Annotated in this window: 14 protein-coding genes; 9 read left to right on the top strand and 5 right to left on the bottom strand. The window is 61.5% G+C overall.

Annotated elements, in window-relative coordinates:
* Positions 1 to 65: 65 nt before the first annotated feature.
* The 4 genes from msrB (at position 66) to CAL20_RS07265 (ending at position 2,220) form a co-directional block, all read left to right on the top strand.
* Positions 66 to 467 (top strand): peptide-methionine (R)-S-oxide reductase MsrB, encoded by a 402-nt coding sequence (gene msrB, locus CAL20_RS07280; RefSeq protein WP_094821438.1) that lies wholly within the window; start codon positions 66 to 68, stop codon positions 465 to 467.
* A complete protein-coding gene (locus tag CAL20_RS07275) occupies positions 464 to 1,048 on the top strand; it encodes a septation protein A (protein WP_094821439.1) in 585 nt (194 codons plus the stop codon). Before msrB ends, CAL20_RS07275 begins: the two co-directional genes overlap by 4 nt.
* Before the next feature lie 104 nt (positions 1,049 to 1,152).
* Positions 1,153 to 1,434: a BolA family protein gene (locus CAL20_RS07270; protein WP_094821440.1), complete on the top strand. Its 282-nt coding sequence runs from the start codon at positions 1,153 to 1,155 to the stop codon at positions 1,432 to 1,434.
* Between the two features lie 9 nt (positions 1,435 to 1,443).
* Complete coding sequence (locus CAL20_RS07265; protein ID WP_094821441.1) at positions 1,444 to 2,220, top strand: peptidylprolyl isomerase; 777 nt, start codon at positions 1,444 to 1,446, stop codon at positions 2,218 to 2,220.
* Positions 2,221 to 2,963: 743 nt separating this feature from the next.
* Here the strand turns inward: CAL20_RS07265 and ligA are convergent.
* From ligA to smc, 3 genes are read right to left on the bottom strand one after another with little or no spacing between them, the layout of a single operon-like run.
* The gene (gene ligA / locus CAL20_RS07260) at positions 2,964 to 5,063 is read right to left on the bottom strand and encodes an NAD-dependent DNA ligase LigA (RefSeq protein ID WP_094821442.1); all 2,100 of its coding nucleotides are present in this window, start codon (positions 5,061 to 5,063) and stop codon (positions 2,964 to 2,966) included.
* The gene (locus CAL20_RS07255; RefSeq protein ID WP_094821443.1) at positions 5,063 to 6,136 is read right to left on the bottom strand and encodes a cell division protein ZipA C-terminal FtsZ-binding domain-containing protein; all 1,074 of its coding nucleotides are present in this window, start codon (positions 6,134 to 6,136) and stop codon (positions 5,063 to 5,065) included. The genes ligA and CAL20_RS07255 overlap by 1 nt, the downstream gene beginning before the upstream one ends.
* A 44-nt stretch (positions 6,137 to 6,180) precedes the next feature.
* Positions 6,181 to 9,711, bottom strand: a complete 3,531-nt coding sequence (gene smc / locus CAL20_RS07250) for a chromosome segregation protein SMC (RefSeq protein ID WP_094821444.1) — start codon at positions 9,709 to 9,711, stop codon at positions 6,181 to 6,183.
* A gap of 262 nt (positions 9,712 to 9,973) precedes the next feature.
* On the opposite strand from smc, the gene lplT reads away from it, so the two are divergent.
* Positions 9,974 to 11,284, top strand: a complete 1,311-nt coding sequence (gene lplT / locus CAL20_RS07245) for a lysophospholipid transporter LplT (RefSeq protein WP_094821445.1) — start codon at positions 9,974 to 9,976, stop codon at positions 11,282 to 11,284.
* A gap of 150 nt (positions 11,285 to 11,434) precedes the next feature.
* On the opposite strand, the gene CAL20_RS07240 is transcribed toward lplT, so the two are convergent.
* Together CAL20_RS07240 and tsaB are read right to left on the bottom strand one after the other, a co-directional pair.
* Positions 11,435 to 12,274, bottom strand: a complete 840-nt coding sequence (locus CAL20_RS07240) for a uracil-DNA glycosylase (protein WP_441299866.1) — start codon at positions 12,272 to 12,274, stop codon at positions 11,435 to 11,437.
* Between the two features lie 284 nt (positions 12,275 to 12,558).
* Entirely contained in the window at positions 12,559 to 13,887 is a 1,329-nt protein-coding gene (gene tsaB / locus CAL20_RS07235; RefSeq protein ID WP_094837508.1) for a tRNA (adenosine(37)-N6)-threonylcarbamoyltransferase complex dimerization subunit type 1 TsaB, read from the bottom strand.
* Positions 13,888 to 14,020: 133 nt separating this feature from the next.
* Between tsaB and risA the strand changes: the two genes are divergently transcribed.
* The 4 genes from risA (at position 14,021) to CAL20_RS07215 (ending at position 17,374) form a co-directional block, all read left to right on the top strand.
* Positions 14,021 to 14,755: a response regulator transcription factor RisA gene (risA, locus tag CAL20_RS07230; protein ID WP_094821448.1), complete on the top strand. Its 735-nt coding sequence runs from the start codon at positions 14,021 to 14,023 to the stop codon at positions 14,753 to 14,755.
* A 34-nt stretch (positions 14,756 to 14,789) separates the two neighbouring features.
* A complete protein-coding gene (gene risS / locus CAL20_RS07225) occupies positions 14,790 to 16,184 on the top strand; it encodes a sensor histidine kinase RisS (protein WP_440898650.1) in 1,395 nt (464 codons plus the stop codon).
* A 68-nt stretch (positions 16,185 to 16,252) separates the two neighbouring features.
* Entirely contained in the window at positions 16,253 to 16,801 is a 549-nt protein-coding gene (locus CAL20_RS07220) for a peroxiredoxin (RefSeq protein ID WP_094821450.1), read from the top strand.
* 54 nt (positions 16,802 to 16,855) lie between these two features.
* On the top strand, positions 16,856 to 17,374 hold the full coding sequence (locus CAL20_RS07215) for a carboxymuconolactone decarboxylase family protein (RefSeq protein WP_094821451.1): 519 nt from the start codon (positions 16,856 to 16,858) through the stop codon (positions 17,372 to 17,374).
* Positions 17,375 to 18,181 lie beyond the last annotated feature (807 nt).

The raw sequence follows: 18,181 nt of genomic DNA, 5'->3' as shown, positions 1-18,181 counted from the left end.
GGGGCGGAATTATGCCCGAACCCCATGCTTGAACCATTTCAATCATCCGGGCTCCAAGAGGTGACATGGAAAAAGTACGTAAAACCGACGAGGAATGGCGCGCCCAACTGACGCCGCAAGAATACGCGGTCGCGCGCCAAAAGGGCACCGAGCGTGCCTTTACGGGCCGTTATTGGGACACCACACAGCTGGGCATTTACCGTTGCATCGGCTGTGGCACCCCGCTATTTGCCTCGGACACCAAATTCGACGCCGGCTGCGGCTGGCCCAGCTATTTCGAGCCTATCGACCCAGCGCGAGTGCGCGAGGAACGCGATACCTCTCATGGCATGGTGCGCACCGAAGTCCTGTGCAACATCTGCGACTCCCATCTGGGCCATGTCTTCCCCGACGGACCGGAGCCCACCGGGCTGCGTTATTGCATCAACTCGGTATCGCTCAAATTCGAACCCCTCGAGAACGAATGAAGAAATTCCTGTTTGACCTGTTTCCGCTGATTCTTTTCTTCATCGCGTACCGATTTGCCGATATCTATACCGCGACAGCGGTAGCGATCGCCGCCTCGGTTGCCCAGTTTGTCTGGTTACGGGCAACAGGCAAACGTATCGAAATGACACATTGGATCAATCTGTCGGTCATCGTGATTTTTGGCGGCGCGACCTTGTGGCTGCACAGCGATGTGTTCATCAAATGGAAGCCCACCGTCCTGTATTGGTTGTTTGGCGGCGCCCTGCTCGGTTCTCGTTTCCTGTTCGGCCGCAATCTGATGCGCCGGCTGCTCGGTACTCAAATTGAACTTTCCGATACAGCCTGGGACAAACTCAACCTGAGCTGGGCCTTGTTTTTCCTGGCCGCCGGCGCCATTAATCTGTACGTGGCGTTTTCCGGCCATTTCACGGAATCGCAATGGGTGAATTTCAAGGTCTTCGGGCTGATGGGGTTGCTGCTGGTATTTGTGATTGGCCAGTCGCTGTGGCTCAGCAAGCACATGCAGCATCCCAGCCAACCAGAGGCCAACGATCCCCAACGCGAAATAGGCAAAGACTGATGCTCAAGCGAGGACTCATCGTCCGATTTTCGTCAGTTTGAGTCGTCTGCTTGTATTCTGTATTTAAGGTTTGATCGTTTTACCCATCGTTCATTGTTTTACTCATGCCCGACAACACCACTGACCGCATCGCGCTGATACGCACCCGCCTGGCTGCCCTGGAGCCGACCGCACTGGACATCCGCGACGACTCGCACCTGCACGCCGGGCATGCGGGTGCACAGGGTGGCGCAGGCCATTACCATGTACGTATCGTGGCCTCGCGCTTTGCCGGTTTGACGCCTGTTGCCCGGCATCGTCTGGTGTATGATCTTTTGCAAGACCTGATCCCTCATCCTATCCATGCGCTTGCGCTTGACGCCCAAGCCCCTCTGACAAATTCCTAAAGGAAATCCATGAAACGCATCGTGATGCTGGCCGCTGCTTGCGCGGTCGCGGTACCCGCATTTGCGCAGAACGTCGCCACCGTCAATGGCAAGGCGATCTCTCAGCAAAGCCTGGATCAATTCGTCAAACTGCTGGTCAGCCAGGGCGCAACCGATTCGCCGCAACTGCGCGAACAGGTCAAGCAGGAAATGATCAACCGCCAGATCTTCGTCCAGGCGGCCGAAAAAGACGGCATCGCCAAACAAGCCGACGTCCAGACCGAAATCTCGCTGGCCCGCGAAGGCATCCTCGTTCGCGCGCTGATGGCCGACTACCTGAAAAAGCACCCCATCACCGACAAGCAGATTCAGGACGAGTACAACAAGGCCAAGCAGCAACAAGCCGGCCAACAGGAATACAAAGTCCGCCACATCCTCGTCGAAGACGAGAAAACCGCCAACGACTTGCTGGCGCAGATCAAGAAAGACAAAAGCAAGTTTGCCGATCTGGCCAAGAAAAACTCCAAGGACCCTGGCAGTGGCGCCAATGGCGGGGACCTGGGCTGGGCAGCTCCCACCAACTACGTCAAGCCGTTTGCTGACACCGTCGGCAGCCTGAAGAAAGGCCAACTGGCCGACAAGCCGGTACAAACGCAGTTCGGTTGGCACATCATCGAGGTCGAGGACACCCGTCCGGTGGAATTCCCCCCGCTCGATCAAGTCCGTCCGCAACTCGAAGAAATGCTGCGTCAGCAGGCTCTGGGTGAATACCAGAAGCAATTGCGCGACAAAGCGACGATCAAGTAATGCTGACGATGTGCCTGGCTGCAGTTTAGTACTGTGGTCAGGTTTGGCCGGCGGCGTTGGTTAACGGCTCTTGCTGGCGTTGCATGATGATTGTGTACGTGAAAAAGGCCCTGGTTTTTTAACTGGGGCTTTTTTATCGCTGTTGGTTTATGGGCGTTTGCTGCTCGTGATTGTCTCTCTGAAAGCGTCCCTGTCGCGTGCCTGGGCGTGGCGCCGGGCCTATCGCACGGACTCGGCCCATGACCAGGGGCCTCGGTCCGCTGCGCGGACTGAATCCGTGCTCAACGGCCCGCCGCCACGCCCAGGCACGCGACAGGGACTCATGATGAGGGAATGCAACGAGGGCTGATTGCCATCCGTGTTTTTCGAAACCGACTTTGGCAATGCGGTGGGTTGAGCTAGTGCCATTCGGCCATCGTGAACTCAACACAACAGAGTTGATGCAGCAAAGCGCATGACATCCGTCACCGGAAGACATTGCGAGCAGGAGGTCGGCGTGTAAAAGCCCCGCCGGGCCGTTGAGCCGCGATTTAGCCCGCGAAGCGGGCCGAGGCCCCTGCTGACGGGCCGAGTCGCGGCGATAGGCCCGGCGGGGCTTTTACACGCCGACCTCCTGCGCCAAAAGAACTCCACCCGAAGCATGCCACAGACAGCCCCCCAGCATCCCCAAAGACCCACACGCTACGCCTTCAGCCTACTGCCCCAGGAAGCATTTTTTTCCTCAAAACAGGATCAGCGCAAGATCAAACGCCCAACAGAGCCTTCAACCCATCCTCATCCAACACCGTCACGCCTAATTCCTGCGCCTTGGTGAGCTTGCTGCCAGCCTCTTCCCCCGCCACCACATAAGCGGTTTTCTTGGAAACCGAGCCACTGACCTTCCCCCCCGCCGCCAGGATGTACCGAGTGGCCTCGTCACGCGTCCAGGTAGGCATGGTGCCGGTCAAGACAAACGTCTTGCCTGCCAGCGCATTGCCCTCGGGCCCTGCTTCGGCAACCGCATGTACACCTTGAGCCTTGAGCAGCTCGATGATTTCACGGTTATGCGGCTCGGCAAAAAAGCGTCGAATCGAACCGGCAACGACAGGACCAACATCAGGCGCACCGCACAAGGCGTCCTCGTCAGCGTCCATGATGGCCTCGATGCTGCCGAAATGACGGGCCACATCGCGAGCCGTGGTCTCGCCTACATGGCGAATGCCCAACGCAAACAACAGACGCCCTAAAGTCGGCGTACGCGCCTTGTCGATCGCCGCCACCAGGTTTTCGGCGGACTTCTTGCCCATGCGATCGAGAGCGGCCAATTCAAATGCCGTCAGGCTGTACAAGTCGGCCAACGACTTGACGCGCCCGCTTTCGACCAATTGATCGACCAGCTTTTCGCCCAGGCCATCAATGTCCAGCGCTTTACGTCCCGCGGCATGCCAGAGAGTTTGTTTGCGCTGAGCCGCACAGAAAAGTCCGCCCGTACAGCGGGCAATCGCCTCGTCCTCTGTGCGCTCGATCGCCGAGTCGCAGATGGGGCAGCGAGTCGGCATGATGAACTCGCGTGCGTCCTGCGGCCGTTGGCTCAAGACGGGACCCACGACCTCGGGAATCACGTCGCCAGCGCGACGCACGATGACGGTGTCGCCGATACGGACGTCTTTGCGGCGGATTTCGTCCTCGTTATGCAATGTGGCGTTGGTGACCGTGACGCCGCCCACAAAGATAGGCTGCAATCGGGCCACCGGCGTGATGGCGCCGGTGCGTCCCACCTGCACTTCGATATCCAGTAATCGTGTGGTGGCTTCTTCGGCGGGGAATTTGTGCGCGACAGCAAAGCGCGGCGCGCGTGCGACGAAACCCAGCACTTTTTGCGCCGCCAGGGAATCGACTTTGTAGACCACGCCATCGATGTCGTACGGCAAGCCCGGCCGTTCACGACCGACTTGTTCGTAAAACGCCAACAGGCCTTCGGCGCCCGTGACGCGTTTGTTGTACTGCGTGTTGACGGGCAGGCCCAATTCGGCCAGCCAGTTCAACATCGCGCCATGCGAGTCGTGCGGCAGTGTCGATTGCTGGCGTGCATTGCCGGTGGGCTCCTCGAACAAACCGGGTTGCGTGCCCGGCAAGCCGTGAACTTCGCCCCAACTATAGGCAAAGAACCGCAGTGGACGCTGAGCCGTAATGCGCGGGTCTAATTGACGCAAGCTTCCTGCCGCCGCATTACGCGGATTGACGAACACCTTTTCGCCGCGCGCGGCTTGGGTACGATTCAAACGCTCGAAGTCGGCGCGATTCATCAGGACCTCGCCGCGTACCTCCAGCACGCGAGGTGCCGCGCCTTTCAAACGCAGAGGAACGACGCGAATCGTACGCACGTTGGCCGTCACATCCTCGCCGGTCTGACCGTCTCCGCGTGTCGCCGCCTGGACGAGCACGCCGTCCTCGTAGCGCAAACTGATGGCCAAGCCGTCGAATTTCAACTCACAGAAGTACTCTGGAGATTGATCCAGGCGCAACAGACCCGCACCGCGCAGGGTGTCGGAGACGCGACGGTCAAACGCCTGGACATCCTCGGCCTCGAAGGCATTGCCCAAGGACAACATCGGCACGGCATGTTGCACGCTGCCAAATGCGGCCAAGGGTGCCGCCCCCACCCGTTGGGTAGGCGACTCGGGTGTGATCAGCTCGGGATGCTCGGTTTCCAGTTTGACCAGTTCACGCATGAGCGCGTCGTAGTCGGCATCTGAAATCGTGGGCGCATCCTGCACGTAGTAGTGCACATTGTGCTGCTCGATCTCGTGACGCAGCTCGGCGGCCCGCTGCGCCTCTTCGGTGGCGCTGGCGTGCTCAGCCATCAGGCAAACACCCTTTGTGCGCGCTCACTGCCTGCGGGCAAGCCGGCTTGGTCCAATTGCTGAAACAGCTTTTGCAACTGCTCGTCGATGCCGGTTTCCATGCCATCGACCACGGACTTGCCTTGATCGTCGACCAGTTCTGCCTGTAAACGCCGGGCCAGGTCGCGACCCACATCGACCATGCGACCAAATGCGCGCGGATCTTCGGGGCTGCACGGCACATCCAGCAACAGCACCAGACGATCGACCACCGCCATACCGTCATCAAAACCTGCGCCATCACTGCGAGACAAGGTAAAGCGTGCCACGCCGTTATCGGCCAGCCACGCCAGGCGTGCGCCGTCCACTGCAAAGCCCAATTCGCGTGCCACGCCGATGACTTCGGCGGTGGCGCGCGGCGCGCCCATCAGCAGCGTCAAGCCAACTTGCGCATCGAGCGAGGCGCATAGCGTGTCGAGCTTGCCGGCACGATCCAGCACCACTTGCTGGTCGGGGCCTTCGATTGTCGCTTCGAAACGATCGGCGAGGTCTTGCGCGCGTGCCCAGGCCTGCGACCATTCGATGGCGGTCAAGGGGCCGCTGCGATTGGCGAGCAACACCGCCAACTGCAACGATGCATAGGACTCTTCGGGATGAATGCGGGCACGATGACGGCCACGATCGGTGGACGCAAATAGGCGCACGGGTTTACGCCCGACTTGGTCCAGACCCTGCACCGCGGCCAATAAGTCGGCTCCGCGCACCGGCTCGCCGAATTGGACCTCGATCACGATTTCACAAGCGGGATCGGGCTCTTCGGTGTCATCCAGGTCATTGCTTGGCGCCGATGCCGCTACCGCTGCAGCATGAGCGGGCGCCTGTCCGCCCCCCATGCCAGGCTCACGGCGCTGGGCCTCGGGAGCAGCGGTGCGCCCGGCCGCCTCGTTCGCGCCGAATAGAGGATCTTGCTCGGAAGCAGGAAAGCGCGCCTGCATACGACTGCGAGCACGGCGGTCCTGCCACCAGTTGAATCCCAATACCAGCAGTATCAGCAGTACACCCAGGGCAATCAGCCCAATCTGCAAGTCGCTCATGTGTCAATCCTGCGCTGCCAGGCAGCGCCCTTCCGTTGTAGTGGTTATGCGGCTTCGGAGGCCATTTGCACGGCCGAATCAATATCAACAGCAACGATACGCGAAACGCCTTGTTCTTGCATGGTCACGCCAACCAATTGTTTGGCCATTTGCATCGCGATCTTGTTATGCGAGATGAACAGGAACTGCGTCTGCTCGCTCATGCTGCTCACCAGATTGGCATAACGCTCGGTATTGGCGTCATCCAACGGCGCATCCACCTCGTCCAGCAAGCAGAACGGCGCCGGGTTCAGTTTGAACAACGCAAACACGAGCGCGGTAGCGGTCAGCGCTTTCTCACCACCGGATAACAAATGAATCGTGCTGTTTCGTTTGCCCGGCGGCTGCGCCATCACCTGCACACCCGCGTCCAGGATTTCGTCGCCGGTCATCGTGAGTTTGGCTTCACCGCCGCCGAACAGCCTGGGGAATAGTTCGCCAAAGTGGCCGTTGACGGTATCGAAGGTCGCCTGCAGCAGCTCGCGCGTTTCGCGATCGATTTTGCGGATGGCGTCTTCGAGGGTGTCGATCGCCGTCAGCAAATCCTGCTGCTGGGAATCGAGGAACTCCTTGCGTTCGCGCGAGGCGTTCAGCTCATCCAACGCGGCCAGGTTCACGGAGCCCAGCGAATCGATCTGGCGGGAAATACGGCCGACTTCGGATTGCAGCCAGTTCGCCCGACGCCATTCATCGGGACGATCGGCCAGTTCCCGAGCCAGTGCCTCGCGGTCTACCTCACGGGCATTCAGCTGCTCGGTGAATTGTTCCTCGGCCAGACGAGCGGCCTGCTCCTGCAATTGCAGTTCGGTGATGCGCGCACGCAGCGGTTCCAGCGCACGTTCTTGTTGCATGCGCTCTTCGTCGGCGCCGCGCAGCAGGGCCGACAGGTTGTCGAGCTCCTGGCGAGCCCGGGTCAGGGCTTCTTCGCGCTCGGCTCGAGCCTCCAACGCGTCTTGCAAGCCGGCTTGCGACGCAGACGCATCGAACTCTGCCAGCTCGGCCTGCAATTGTTCGAGCTCGACAGCCCCACGTTGGCTTTGATCGATGGCCAACTGGCGATTGCGCTGCAGATCCGCGATACGAGATTGCACGCCGCGTTCGGCAAATTCGGCCTCCTGGGCCGCGCGCTCGAGTTCGCGCAATTTGGCACGGGCAGCCTCGGCTTGCGCGGCGAGGTCCTCGCCCGCCATCTCGGCATCGGCAAAACGCGACTGATGCTCGCCCAATTCCTGGTCCAGCGTTTCGAAACGCGCCTCGGCCTCCTCGCGTGTGGCACGCAGGTCTTCCTCGTGGGCTGCGATTTCCTCTAGATCCTGGCGCAGGCGGGTCGCCCGTTCGCCCGACTGTTCGGCCTGCTGCTGCAAACGCGAGTGCTCGAGCTGAATGTCGTGCACCCGGCGCGTTACTTCAGCGACGCGCTGGCGCGCTGGCGTAATGGCCTGCGACACCTGCTGCCATGCGCTCTCTGCGCGTGCCACGGCGGCTCGCGCCTGGTCCGCGATCAGCTGATGCGCCTTGATCTCGCGCTGCAGGTTTTCGATTTCCTGCTGGCGAGCGAGCATGCCTGCCTGCTCGGAATCGGGGGCATAGAACCGCACGCTGTGCGCATCGATCAGATGCCCGGCCTGCACCACGCATGCGGCGCCAGGCGGCAGCGTCGCACGAGTCGCCAGCGCCTGGCTCATGTCGGCAGCGGTATAGACGTTGCGCAGCCAGTCGTTCAGCAAGGTGCGCAGGTCTGGATCGGTAATGCGCAACAAGCTCGCCAGGGGGGTCAACCCCGCGGGCGCAGCCGGTGCCGGCGCCGCGGCCGGAACCTGATAAAACGCCAGACGCGCGGGCGGGGCGTCCTCGGCAAAGGCCCGCGACCAATCCAGGTTGCGCACCTCCATGGCGGCCATGCGCTCGCGCAGGACGGCTTCCAAAGCGTTTTCCCAGCCCGGCTCGATGTGCAGCTTTTGCCACAACCGGGCCAAGCCGGTCAGTTCATGCTTGGCCAGCCAAGGCTCTAGCGCGCCTTGCTTCTGGACGTCTTCCTGCAGCTTGACCAATGCGGCCAAGCGAGCCTCCAGGCGGGCCAGTGCCTGCGCGTCCTGCTGGGCGGCTGCCTGTGCGCGGCTGCGTTCGGCGTCCGCCTCGGGAACACGGGCTTCCAGGTCAGCGAGCTGTTGCTGGGCTTCTTCGAGTTGGTCCTCGCCCACTGCACGATCGCCCGCCAATTGCTCCAGCCTGGCGAGATCCGGGGTGTGCAATTCGCGTAATTCCTGCTGCAGGCGCTCGCGGCGTTGCTCCAGGTTTTGCAGTTGGCGATCGGCGTCGCGCTGGGTCTGTGCGACCAGCGCCAGATTCTGTTCGACACGCGCCAACGCCCCGCGCATCTCGTCGCGCGCAGCCGCGGCATCGCGCACCCGGGACTCCGTCGCAGGCAAACTGGCCTGGGCCTCCTCGGCCAGCGCACGGGCTTCTTCGGTGCGAGCGGCGCTGGCGGCCAGGTCTTCCTCGGCCTGGGCGATCTGCTCGACACAGTGGGCCTGCTGGGTTTCCCATTCGGCGATCTGCTGCTGCAGCTGATCCCGCCGTGCCTGCAGGCGGTTACGCGAATCGACCACGTGGCGGATTTCCGCCTCCAGGCGGCTGACCTGCGCATTGGCCTCGTAAAGCTGCCCCTGGGCGGTGTGCACGGCGTCGCTGGCTGCGTAGTGGGCCTGGCGGCGCGACTCGAGCTCAAGCTCGCCAGCACGCAGCCCCGCGATGGCCGCCTCGAGGTTGGTCTGGGCCTGAGCCATGTCCTGGCTCTTGCGCTGGCGCTCATCGCGCGCGCCGGTTTCTTTCAGGAGCCAGAGGGCAAATTGTTTTTTCTCGCCGTCGGCCTGCAACTCGCGGTATTGGCGGGCCACTTCGGCCTGCGCCTCGAGCTTTTCCAGCTGCGCCCCCAATTCGCGCAGAATGTCTTCGACGCGGGTCAGGTTTTCCCTAGTATCCGAAAGGCGATTTTCCGTTTCGCGGCGGCGTTCTTTGTAGCGCGAGACGCCGGCGGCTTCTTCGAGGAAGACGCGCAATTCCTCGGGACGCGCCTCGATCAGGCGGTTGATCATGCCCTGACCGATGATGGCGTAGCCACGCGCGCCCAGGCCGGTGCCCAGGAAAATATCGTGAATATCGCGGCGGCGTACCTGCTGGTTGTTGACGTAGTAACTGCTGGTGCCGTCGCGCGTGAGCACGCGGCGCACCGCGATCTCGGAATAGGCGCTCCATTGGCCCGCAGCGCGGCCTTCGCTGTTGTCGAATACCATTTCGACAGACGCACGCGCGGCAGGTTTACGATGGCCCGAGCCGTTGAAAATCACGTCCTGCATGGATTCGCCACGCAACTCGGAGGCCTTGGCCTCGCCCAGCACCCAGCGGACCGCATCGATAATATTAGATTTGCCGCAGCCATTAGGGCCCACGACCCCCACCAGCTGGCTGGGTACGGGAATCACGGTAGGGTCGACGAACGATTTGAATCCGGCGAGTTTTAGTTGAGTCAGGCGCACAGTACGATGGATGGACGGGTGGGGTTAAACGAAACGCGTTGAACAGACCTGCCCTACGAATAGCGAACCGGCCCCTCGGGGACCGTAGAATGGCGAATCTAGTGTGGCTCGTATGATACCCCAGGCTGTTGCCGCCCCACGCTGAAAACGACGCTAATCCCATCATCTACACGTCAGACGCTATACTCGCTGACACTTTTTTTTCATCCGAAACAGACTTTTTACCGCTGCCGGGTTGCCGGCAGCCACCGGGGACTCTCTTTTGAAACGCGGGTTTTATCTGGTCATGGCCGCTCAGGCCTTCTCGTCTCTGGCGGACAATGCATTGTTCATTGCGGCGATCGCCTTGATTCTGGAATTGCATGGTCCGGACTGGATGGCGCCGCTGATGAAATGGTCGTTCGCACTGTCGTATGTGGTGCTGGCGGCCTTTGTCGGCGCAGTCGCTGACTCGTTCCCCAAAGGGCGGGTGATGTTCGCCACCAACGCCCTCAAGGTCTCCGGCTGCCTGCTGATGTTCCTCTATGCCAATCTGGGCATTCCCGATGAATACCAGACCTATCTGGTCTGTGTGGCCTATGGCCTGGTGGGGGTCGGCGCAGCCGCCTACTCGCCCGCGAAATACGGCATCGTGACCGAAATGCTGCCGCCGGAAATGCTGGTCAAGGGCAATAGCTGGATCGAAGGCCTGACGGTGTTCTCCATCATTCTGGGCACGGTGCTGGGCGGAGTGCTGATCTCCCCCGCTGCCTCGACGGCGCTGCTCGATCACCACATCATCGGCCAGTGGGTGCACACCCCTGCCGAAGCTGCCATTCTGGTCATCGCCTGCGTCTATCTGCTGGCGGCGCTGTGCAATCTGCTGATCCCGAATACTCATGTGCGCTATCCGCCGCAGCAGAAAAACCCCATCAAGCTGACGCGAGTCTTTGCCAGCTATGTCCGCGTCCTGTGGCAAGACAAGCTGGGCCAGATTTCCCTCGCCGTCACCACCCTGTTCTGGGGAGCCGGTGCGGTACTGCAGTTGATCGTAATCGAATGGGGACGCCAGCATTTGGGCTATAGGCTCGACGAGGCCTCGATGCTGATGGGCGTCGCAGCCGTCGGGACCGTCGTGGGCTCCATTCTGGCGGGACGCATTCCCCTGCGCAAAGCCTTATGCGTCTTGCCCGTCGGGGCTCTGATGGGTCTCGTGGTGCTGCTCATGCCGCTGGTGCACAGCACGTGGGCGGTTTATGGCGTCCTGCTCCTGACGGGCGGGCTCGCCGGGTTCTTTGTCGTACCGATGAATGCGCTGCTGCAGCACCGCGGACATGTCCTGCTATCGGCCGGGCACTCCATCGCCGTGCAAAACTTCAACGAACAGCTCAACATCTTGTTGATGGTCGCGGTTTATACGCTGATGCTGTGGCTGGAAATGCCGATCAATGTCGTGATAGTGCTGTTTGGCGTGCTGGTCGCGATCCTGATGGTGCTGTTCATGCGCTGGAGCCGCCGCAACCTCAACGCGGATCCCGCGCTGCACGAGCAAATCGGCCAGGAAGGGCACGGCCACGCGATCAAGCAACATTGAGCGCCTGCGCGATGAACGCCCGCTGCTGGGCGCTCATCCAGGCGTCTCGGCGATTAGCCTGATGGCTGCGCCTGCGTGACCTGACATTTGGGCTGACGCCGCTCTCTGCAGCCTTGCCTGATTACTCCAGACCAGCAGACCTGCCCAGGCTCAGGCCAGGGCCATTGCGAGCTGCAGATCCTGCCAGGCACGCGCCTTTTCGACCGGGCTGCGTAGCAAGTATGCCGGGTGATAACTGACGACCACCGGAATTCGGTGCCCATCGTCCATGGTCCACACATGCTGGCGTCCGCGCAGACTGCCGATGGTGGCATCCGTTCCCAGCAGGGTCTGGGCGGCAAAACGGCCCAGCACCAGAATCCGCTCGGGCCGAATCAGCTCGATCTGCCGCTTCAGGTATGGACTGCACGCAGCGATTTCCTCGGGCTTGGGGTTGCGATTGCCTGGCGGCCTGCACTTGATCACGTTGGCGATAAAGACGTCTTTTTCGCGGCTCATCCCTACGGCGCTCAGCATCGCGTCCAGCAACTGACCGGAGCGCCCCACGAACGGCAGGCCCTGACGGTCCTCTTGCTCGCCCGGCGCCTCCCCCACGACCATCCAGCGCGCAGGACGAGCGCCCATGCCGAAAACGGCATGGCGGCGCCCCTGGCACAGGCCACAGGCCGTGCACTGCAGGACCTGTTCGCGCAGGGCGTCGAAATCGGTCGCGGGGACAACAGGTTCTGGCGTAGGGGTCGGTGCACGCGCCACAGGTGCGGCGGCACCTGCTGCGGGACGGGTCGGCGCCCCACCTGGCCGCCCGGGTGCGTCGGCACGTTCACCCTGCGCGGACGCCGCGTCAGCACGTTCGCCCTGTACGGGCGCCGCGGCAACAGGCGTAGCGCCTGCGGCAGGCACAGCGTCCGCGCGACGGCCTGCTGCGCCGAGCGAATCCGCGCCACCGCCTGCATTGAGATATCCGGCAGCGGCCGCGGCATCCGAACGCATCGTTGCGCCAGCGCCGGCACTGGGATGCCCCCCTGCCCGCAGCGCTGCTCTTGCCTGTGCCGCCGGATCCTGCAGCGTACCGGCATCAGCGTCTGAAGCAGACGCCTGCGCCGAGGCCACCGATGCAGCCGGCTCCGGCTGCGGATCCGCGGCCTTTAGCCAAGTCTTCTCGATACCGATTTCGCGCAGCCAGAGTTTTTGCAGCGCATTGATGCGAGGAGGCGCCAACGCTGCCTCCTGGGCAACACCGTCGGCCGTCTGCGCCATGTCGTCAAGCACAGACGTCATTGCGACGATCCCTCGCTCACCAGCATTTTCTGCATCACCAAGGCGTCCTCGCGCTGTCCCTTACCCGTAGGATAATAGCCGCGACGCAGTCCGATACGCTGAAAGCCGCTTTTTTCATAGAATGCCAGCGCGGACGTATTGGACGGCCGCACCTCCAGCATCACGGCCGGCAAATCATGTTGCCGCGCGATTTGCTCGCACCACCTCAACAGCACACTGCCCAGACCTTGGCGATGATGCGCGCGAGACACGCCTATCACCAGCAAATGCGCCACGTCGGGCGCCAGCATCACCAGGCAGAACCCGACGACTTTACCGCCCTGACGCAGTACGCACGCCTCGTATCCTGAGGCCAATGCATCCGCAAAATTGCCTCGCGTCCAGGGAAACGCCTGCAAGCTGGCCTCCAATTCGGCTACGGCATCCACATCCGGCTCGGCCATGGGCTCCAGCACTGGCGCGGGCCAGGCAGGTGCGGCCTTGGGGTTGCCCCCCAGACCGCGCTCGCGCTCCGTCGTCGTAAAGGCAATTTTGTCTCGGACATACAAGGGCGCGGCCAGCTCGGGAGCTACCGCCTCGCCTCGCAACCACGCCTGGCGCGCCAAATGCGCCACAGCGCTGGCCTGAGGCCGTGCGGCAGCATGGCGCCGCCAAGTTGCAGGCTGCGCCATCTCGTCCGCGTAAACATCCCAGGCATCCCCTGCCAAACGCAGGGATGTCCCCGCGAACGAGGCAACCACGCCGCCGACCAAGCCGCCTGCCAGGCCGTCCACCAGCCCACCGGCCAAACCATGGCCCAACCATTCGGCCTGGTTATTGGCTGCCCATAGCGGCAGATGATGCGCAGTCCAGGGCACCGCCTCGTCCACGGCAATCAGCATAGGCGCCTGCAAGGTCAGCCATGGACGCTCGCTGTCCGGCCCACAGGCGTAGGCGGCCAGATAAACCTCGTTCATGCGGGCATCCAGCGCCACCAATACTATATCCCCCGGCTGCGCGCCGGTTTCGTGCGCCACCGCCAGGTGAGACACAATGGGCACCACAGGTATCCCCAGCGCCAAGCCCATCCCCTGAGCAACGCCGCAGGCGACTCGCAAGCCTGTAAAGCCCCCCGGCCCCTGACCAAACGCGATGGCGTCCAGGTCCCCCGGCGTCAGCCTCGCCTGCTCCAGGAGCTGCCCCGCCATCGGCAGCAATCGCTCGGCGTGTTCCTGGGCACCTTCGTGCTCCAGCACGGAAACCGTGCAACCCGCATCGGTTTCGCGCAAAAGGGCCACCCCGCAACGCGAGGAGGAGGTTTCGAGGGCCAGCAGGTTCAAATTCATAGGAGGAGATTGTACGAAATCCAAAGAGTCCCCCTCTAGGACCGACGGGGGGATTTCAACCTTAATGCGCAATGTGTAATATCTTGTGAATACCCACTAGCCGTTGATTCTTGTCACTGTTACATTTCCGGCCATGAATACGCAAAACACCAATCCCGTCCGCAAAATCCTCGTCGTCGATGACGACCCTCGCCTGCGCGATCTGCTGCGCAGGTACTTGTCGGAACAAGGATTCAACGTCTTTGTCGCCGAAGACGCCAAAGAAATGGGCAAGCTCTGGCAGCGCGAGCATTTTGACCTGCTCGTTCTGGATTTGATGCTGCCCGGTGAGGACGGTCTGTCGATCTGCCGCCGCCTGCGTGGTGGCCACGACAACACCCCGATCATCATGCTGACAGCCAAGGCCGAGGAAATCGACCGCATCGTCGGCCTCGAAATGGGCGCCGACGACTATCTGTCCAAGCCCTTCAACCCCCGCGAACTGCTGGCCCGTATCAACGCCATCCTGCGCCGCCGGGGCACCGAAGAACATCCCGGCGCTCCCAGCCAGGAAAACGAGTCCATCGCATTCGGACCCTATACCCTCAATCTGTCGACCCGTACCCTCACGCGCAACAACGAACAAGTCCCTATCACCACGGGCGAATTCTCCGTACTCAAGGTCTTTGCGCGTCACCCCAAGATCCCGCTGTCGCGTGACAAGCTGATGGAATTGGCTCGCGGCCGCGAATACGAAGCCTTCGATCGCAGTCTGGACGTGCAAATCTCGCGTTTGCGCAAACTGATCGAACCCAACCCGTCCAAGCCGGTCTTCATCCAGACGGTCTGGGGTCTGGGCTACGTCTTCGTTCCGGATGGTGGCAGCTGATCGTCCCAAAGGATCTCGACAAGCACGACGTCTTGTGCCCGGTGTACGCAGGATCCTCCGCAACCTGACCTCACGACTCAGGTTAGGGCTGTTTGGCCGCACGTTTCTGCTGCTGGCAGCCCTGATGCTCGTGAGCCTCGGGGCATGGCTGCAGGTCTTCTTCAGCATGGAACTCGGCCCGCGCGCCAATCAAATGGCGCAACGGGTCATCACGGCCGTCAACATCACTCGCACGGCGCTGATCTATTCCGACGACACTGAGCGCAGCAAGCTGCTGCTCGACCTGGCCACCAACGAGGGGATTCAGGTCTATCCCCGCGAGGTCACGGATTTCACCGAGGCGTTGCCCGACGACGACTACTGGCAGCGTGTCGCTCAACATATACGCACCCGCTTTGGGCCCGAGACCCAGATCATGTGGGGCGTCAATCAGGTCCCCGGCTTCTGGGTCAGTTTCCAGATCAACCAAGACCTGTATTGGCTGGTCTTCGAGCGCGAGCAGATCGGGCTGACTGGCGGTATTGAATGGCTGGGCTGGGGTGCAACCGCCCTGCTGCTCTCTCTCGTGGGAGCTGCCGTCAGCGTGGGCTTTGTCAACCGGCCCCTCTCCCGGTTAGCCAGGGCAGCACAGGTACTGTCCCGCGGAGAAACGCCCGCCTCTCTACCCGAAAACGGGCCGCTGGAGATCCGCGACCTCAATGCTTCGTTTAACCGGATGGCAAAAGACCTCCGACAAGCCGAAGCGGATCGCGAACTGATGCTGGCTGGGATCTCGCACGATTTGCGCACCCCGCTCGCCCGCATGCGGCTCGAAATCGAAATGAGCGGCGTGTCCGAGGATGCACGCCAGGCGATCGACGACGACCTGGGACAAATCGATCACAGCATCGGCCAGTTGATGGAATACGCCCGCCCGGCGGGCACCCTGCCCCAAGTCGCCACGAATATCTCCGAAGTCCTCGCAGAGCTATACGAACGCGAACGCAGCCATACCGCCTCCTTGGGCGGCAATCTGGACGCATTCATCGAACCCGATCTGCACGCGCGCGTAACGGCCCTGGATTTGAAACGCGTCGTCAGCAACCTCATCGAAAATGCCCGCCGCTACGGCCGTTCTGCCGACGGCCAGGCTCATCTCATCATGAGTCTGCACAGCGAAGGCGGTGCGCTGATTATCGAAGTGTCCGACCGGGGGCCGGGCATCGCCCCCGATGACGTCGACCGCCTGCTGCGCCCCTTCTCCCGCGGCGAGGCGGCGCGCACGGGCGTCAGTGGAGCAGGCTTGGGCCTGGCCATTGTCGAACGCTTGCTCAAGCACGTGGGCGGTTCACTGAAAATGCTGGAACGGGCAGGCGGCGGATTAACGGCAAGGATAGAGATTCCCAAAGCCAGATTTAGAAATTATCAATTAGACAGCGATAGCCAATAGCGTAAAATTTGGGTCTTAGCACGCGATACTGTGTGCCTCATTCCACCCAACAACTTACGGGAGCATTCATGAAAACTGTTGGCGATAAACTCGAGCCCTTCAAGGTTGCCGGTGTCAAGCCTGGCTTCAATCAGCACGAAGAAAACGGTGTTTCGGCGTTCGAAGACATCACCGAAAGCTCCTTTCCCGGCAAGTGGAAGATCATCTACTTCTACCCGAAAGACTTCACTTTCGTGTGCCCGACCGAAATCGTCGGCTTCAACAAGCTGGCCAACGACTTCGCAGACCGCGACGCTGTCCTGCTGGGCGGTTCCGTGGACAACGAATTCGTGAAACTGGCATGGCGCCGTGAGCACCCGGACCTGAACAAGCTGGGCCACTACCAATTCGGCGACGTCACCGGCTCGCTGATCGACCAACTGGGCGTCCGTGACAAAGAAGCTGGCGTTGCTCTGCGCGCCACCTTCATCGTCGATCCGGACAACACCATCCAGCACGTGTCGGTCAACAACCTGAACGTGGGTCGCAACCCCGAAGAAATCCTGCGCTTGCTCGACGGTCTGCAGACCGATGAGCTGTGCCCCTGCAACCGTTCGGTTGGCGGCGCAACGCTGTAATTTCTCAGCCCGGCCCTGCCGGGCTTTTCCTGATCCAGATTATAGGTAAAAACTATGGAATTCATCTCAGCCATCAAGGAACAACTGCCGGATTGGGCCAAAGACATTCGCCTGAATCTGGACGGTGTGATTGCCCGCTCGACGCTGGCCCCTGAAGACGCCGTCGGCGCCGCCCTGTCGGCCGCCTTTGCAGCGCGCAGCCCCGTGCTGATCGAGGCGTTCAAAAGCGGCTTGTCGGAAACCGACGCCAATGCTGCACTGACGGCGTCGGCGTTGATGGGCATGAACAATATCTGGTATCCATACGTTGAGATGACCGGCGACGATCAACTCAAAAGCCTGCCTGCGCAGTTACGCATGAATGCGTATGCGACGCATGGCGGGGTGGATAAGAAACGCTTTGAGCTGTTTGCCTTGGCGGCTTCCATCATCGGCAAATGCCATTTCTGCGTGCAGTCGCACTATGAGAACCTGAAGAAAGATGGGTTCAGTGTGGAGCAGCTGCGGGATGTGGGGCGGATTGCGGCTGTGGTGAATGCTGCGGCGTTGTCGTTGGCGGCCCAAGGGAAGTGATTTTGCTGCTGGGTGGTTAGTTAGTTAGTAGTGCTTTATGGACGTCGATGCGGGGCAGTGGCTGCGTGGGGGCTTCACGTGGCCGGTCCGGCGCCCTGCGCGCCGGACACCGTGTTCGCTCACCTCGTCCGCGCCTGCGCGCTCCCTACGGTGTCCGCTCCACTCGGCCACGAGGCGCCCCCACGCAGCCACTGCCCCGCATCGACTCGCAGTAACTCAAGCTCATCACATCGCTGGCACGAGCTTTTTGCTTGGCGTTTTTCTGCATCAGCCGGGGTGAAGAGAAAGATCTTGCAGGGCTGCGATGAGCGGGTGCCCTGCACACCCGCTCATCGCGTTCGGGATCTGCATGCAACGGCTGTGGCACCGTTGCATGACAAAAGATCTCTCGAGTCAGATTGACGTAAATGCCGCGCATGGCACTCGTTGTGGAGCCATCATAGTGAGCGCAAATCATGTTTGCGGCGATGAACTCTGATCCAGAGCACGAGCATGCTATGAATATGCCGCCGGGAAAAGTGCTCCACGCATCGTCGCCGCAAGCCTCAAACTCAGCCAAGCAGATCTTCCAACTGGCACCGCGCCACCCCGCCGCATGCCCGGACCGATAGCTTGAGGTGAGCGCGCAGGGCGCTCGCCGAAAGCAGCACTGCAAGATCTTTCTCTTTACCAATGCGGCTGCGAAAAAACGCCAAGCAAGAAAGTCGTGCCAGCGATGCAGAGAGCTCTAATTGCTGCCAGTCGAGCCGAGGCAATCGGCCCGGCCGGGCGCCTCAAAGTCGAGCGAGCAGCCACCGAAGGGAGGCC

This window comes from Bordetella genomosp. 4 (assembly GCF_002261185.1).
Classification (GTDB): Bacteria; Pseudomonadota; Gammaproteobacteria; order Burkholderiales; family Burkholderiaceae_B; genus Bordetella_A.
Note: the sequence above shows the minus strand (reverse complement) of the source record. Positions and strands in the feature narration are given on the sequence as shown.

Coding starts and splice junctions, on each gene's coding strand:
- msrB (WP_094821438.1), top strand. CDS start 66: ATGGAAAAAGTACGTAAAACCGACGAGGAATGGCGCGCCCAACTGACG.
- CAL20_RS07275 (WP_094821439.1), top strand. CDS start 464: ATGAAGAAATTCCTGTTTGACCTGTTTCCGCTGATTCTTTTCTTCATC.
- CAL20_RS07270 (WP_094821440.1), top strand. CDS start 1,153: ATGCCCGACAACACCACTGACCGCATCGCGCTGATACGCACCCGCCTG.
- CAL20_RS07265 (WP_094821441.1), top strand. CDS start 1,444: ATGAAACGCATCGTGATGCTGGCCGCTGCTTGCGCGGTCGCGGTACCC.
- ligA (WP_094821442.1), bottom strand. CDS start 5,063: ATGGCTGAGCACGCCAGCGCCACCGAAGAGGCGCAGCGGGCCGCCGAG.
- CAL20_RS07255 (WP_094821443.1), bottom strand. CDS start 6,136: ATGAGCGACTTGCAGATTGGGCTGATTGCCCTGGGTGTACTGCTGATA.
- CAL20_RS07240 (WP_441299866.1), bottom strand. CDS start 12,274: ATGCGTTCGGATGCCGCGGCCGCTGCCGGATATCTCAATGCAGGCGGT.
- tsaB (WP_094837508.1), bottom strand. CDS start 13,887: ATGAATTTGAACCTGCTGGCCCTCGAAACCTCCTCCTCGCGTTGCGGG.
- risA (WP_094821448.1), top strand. CDS start 14,021: ATGAATACGCAAAACACCAATCCCGTCCGCAAAATCCTCGTCGTCGAT.
- CAL20_RS07220 (WP_094821450.1), top strand. CDS start 16,253: ATGAAAACTGTTGGCGATAAACTCGAGCCCTTCAAGGTTGCCGGTGTC.
- CAL20_RS07215 (WP_094821451.1), top strand. CDS start 16,856: ATGGAATTCATCTCAGCCATCAAGGAACAACTGCCGGATTGGGCCAAA.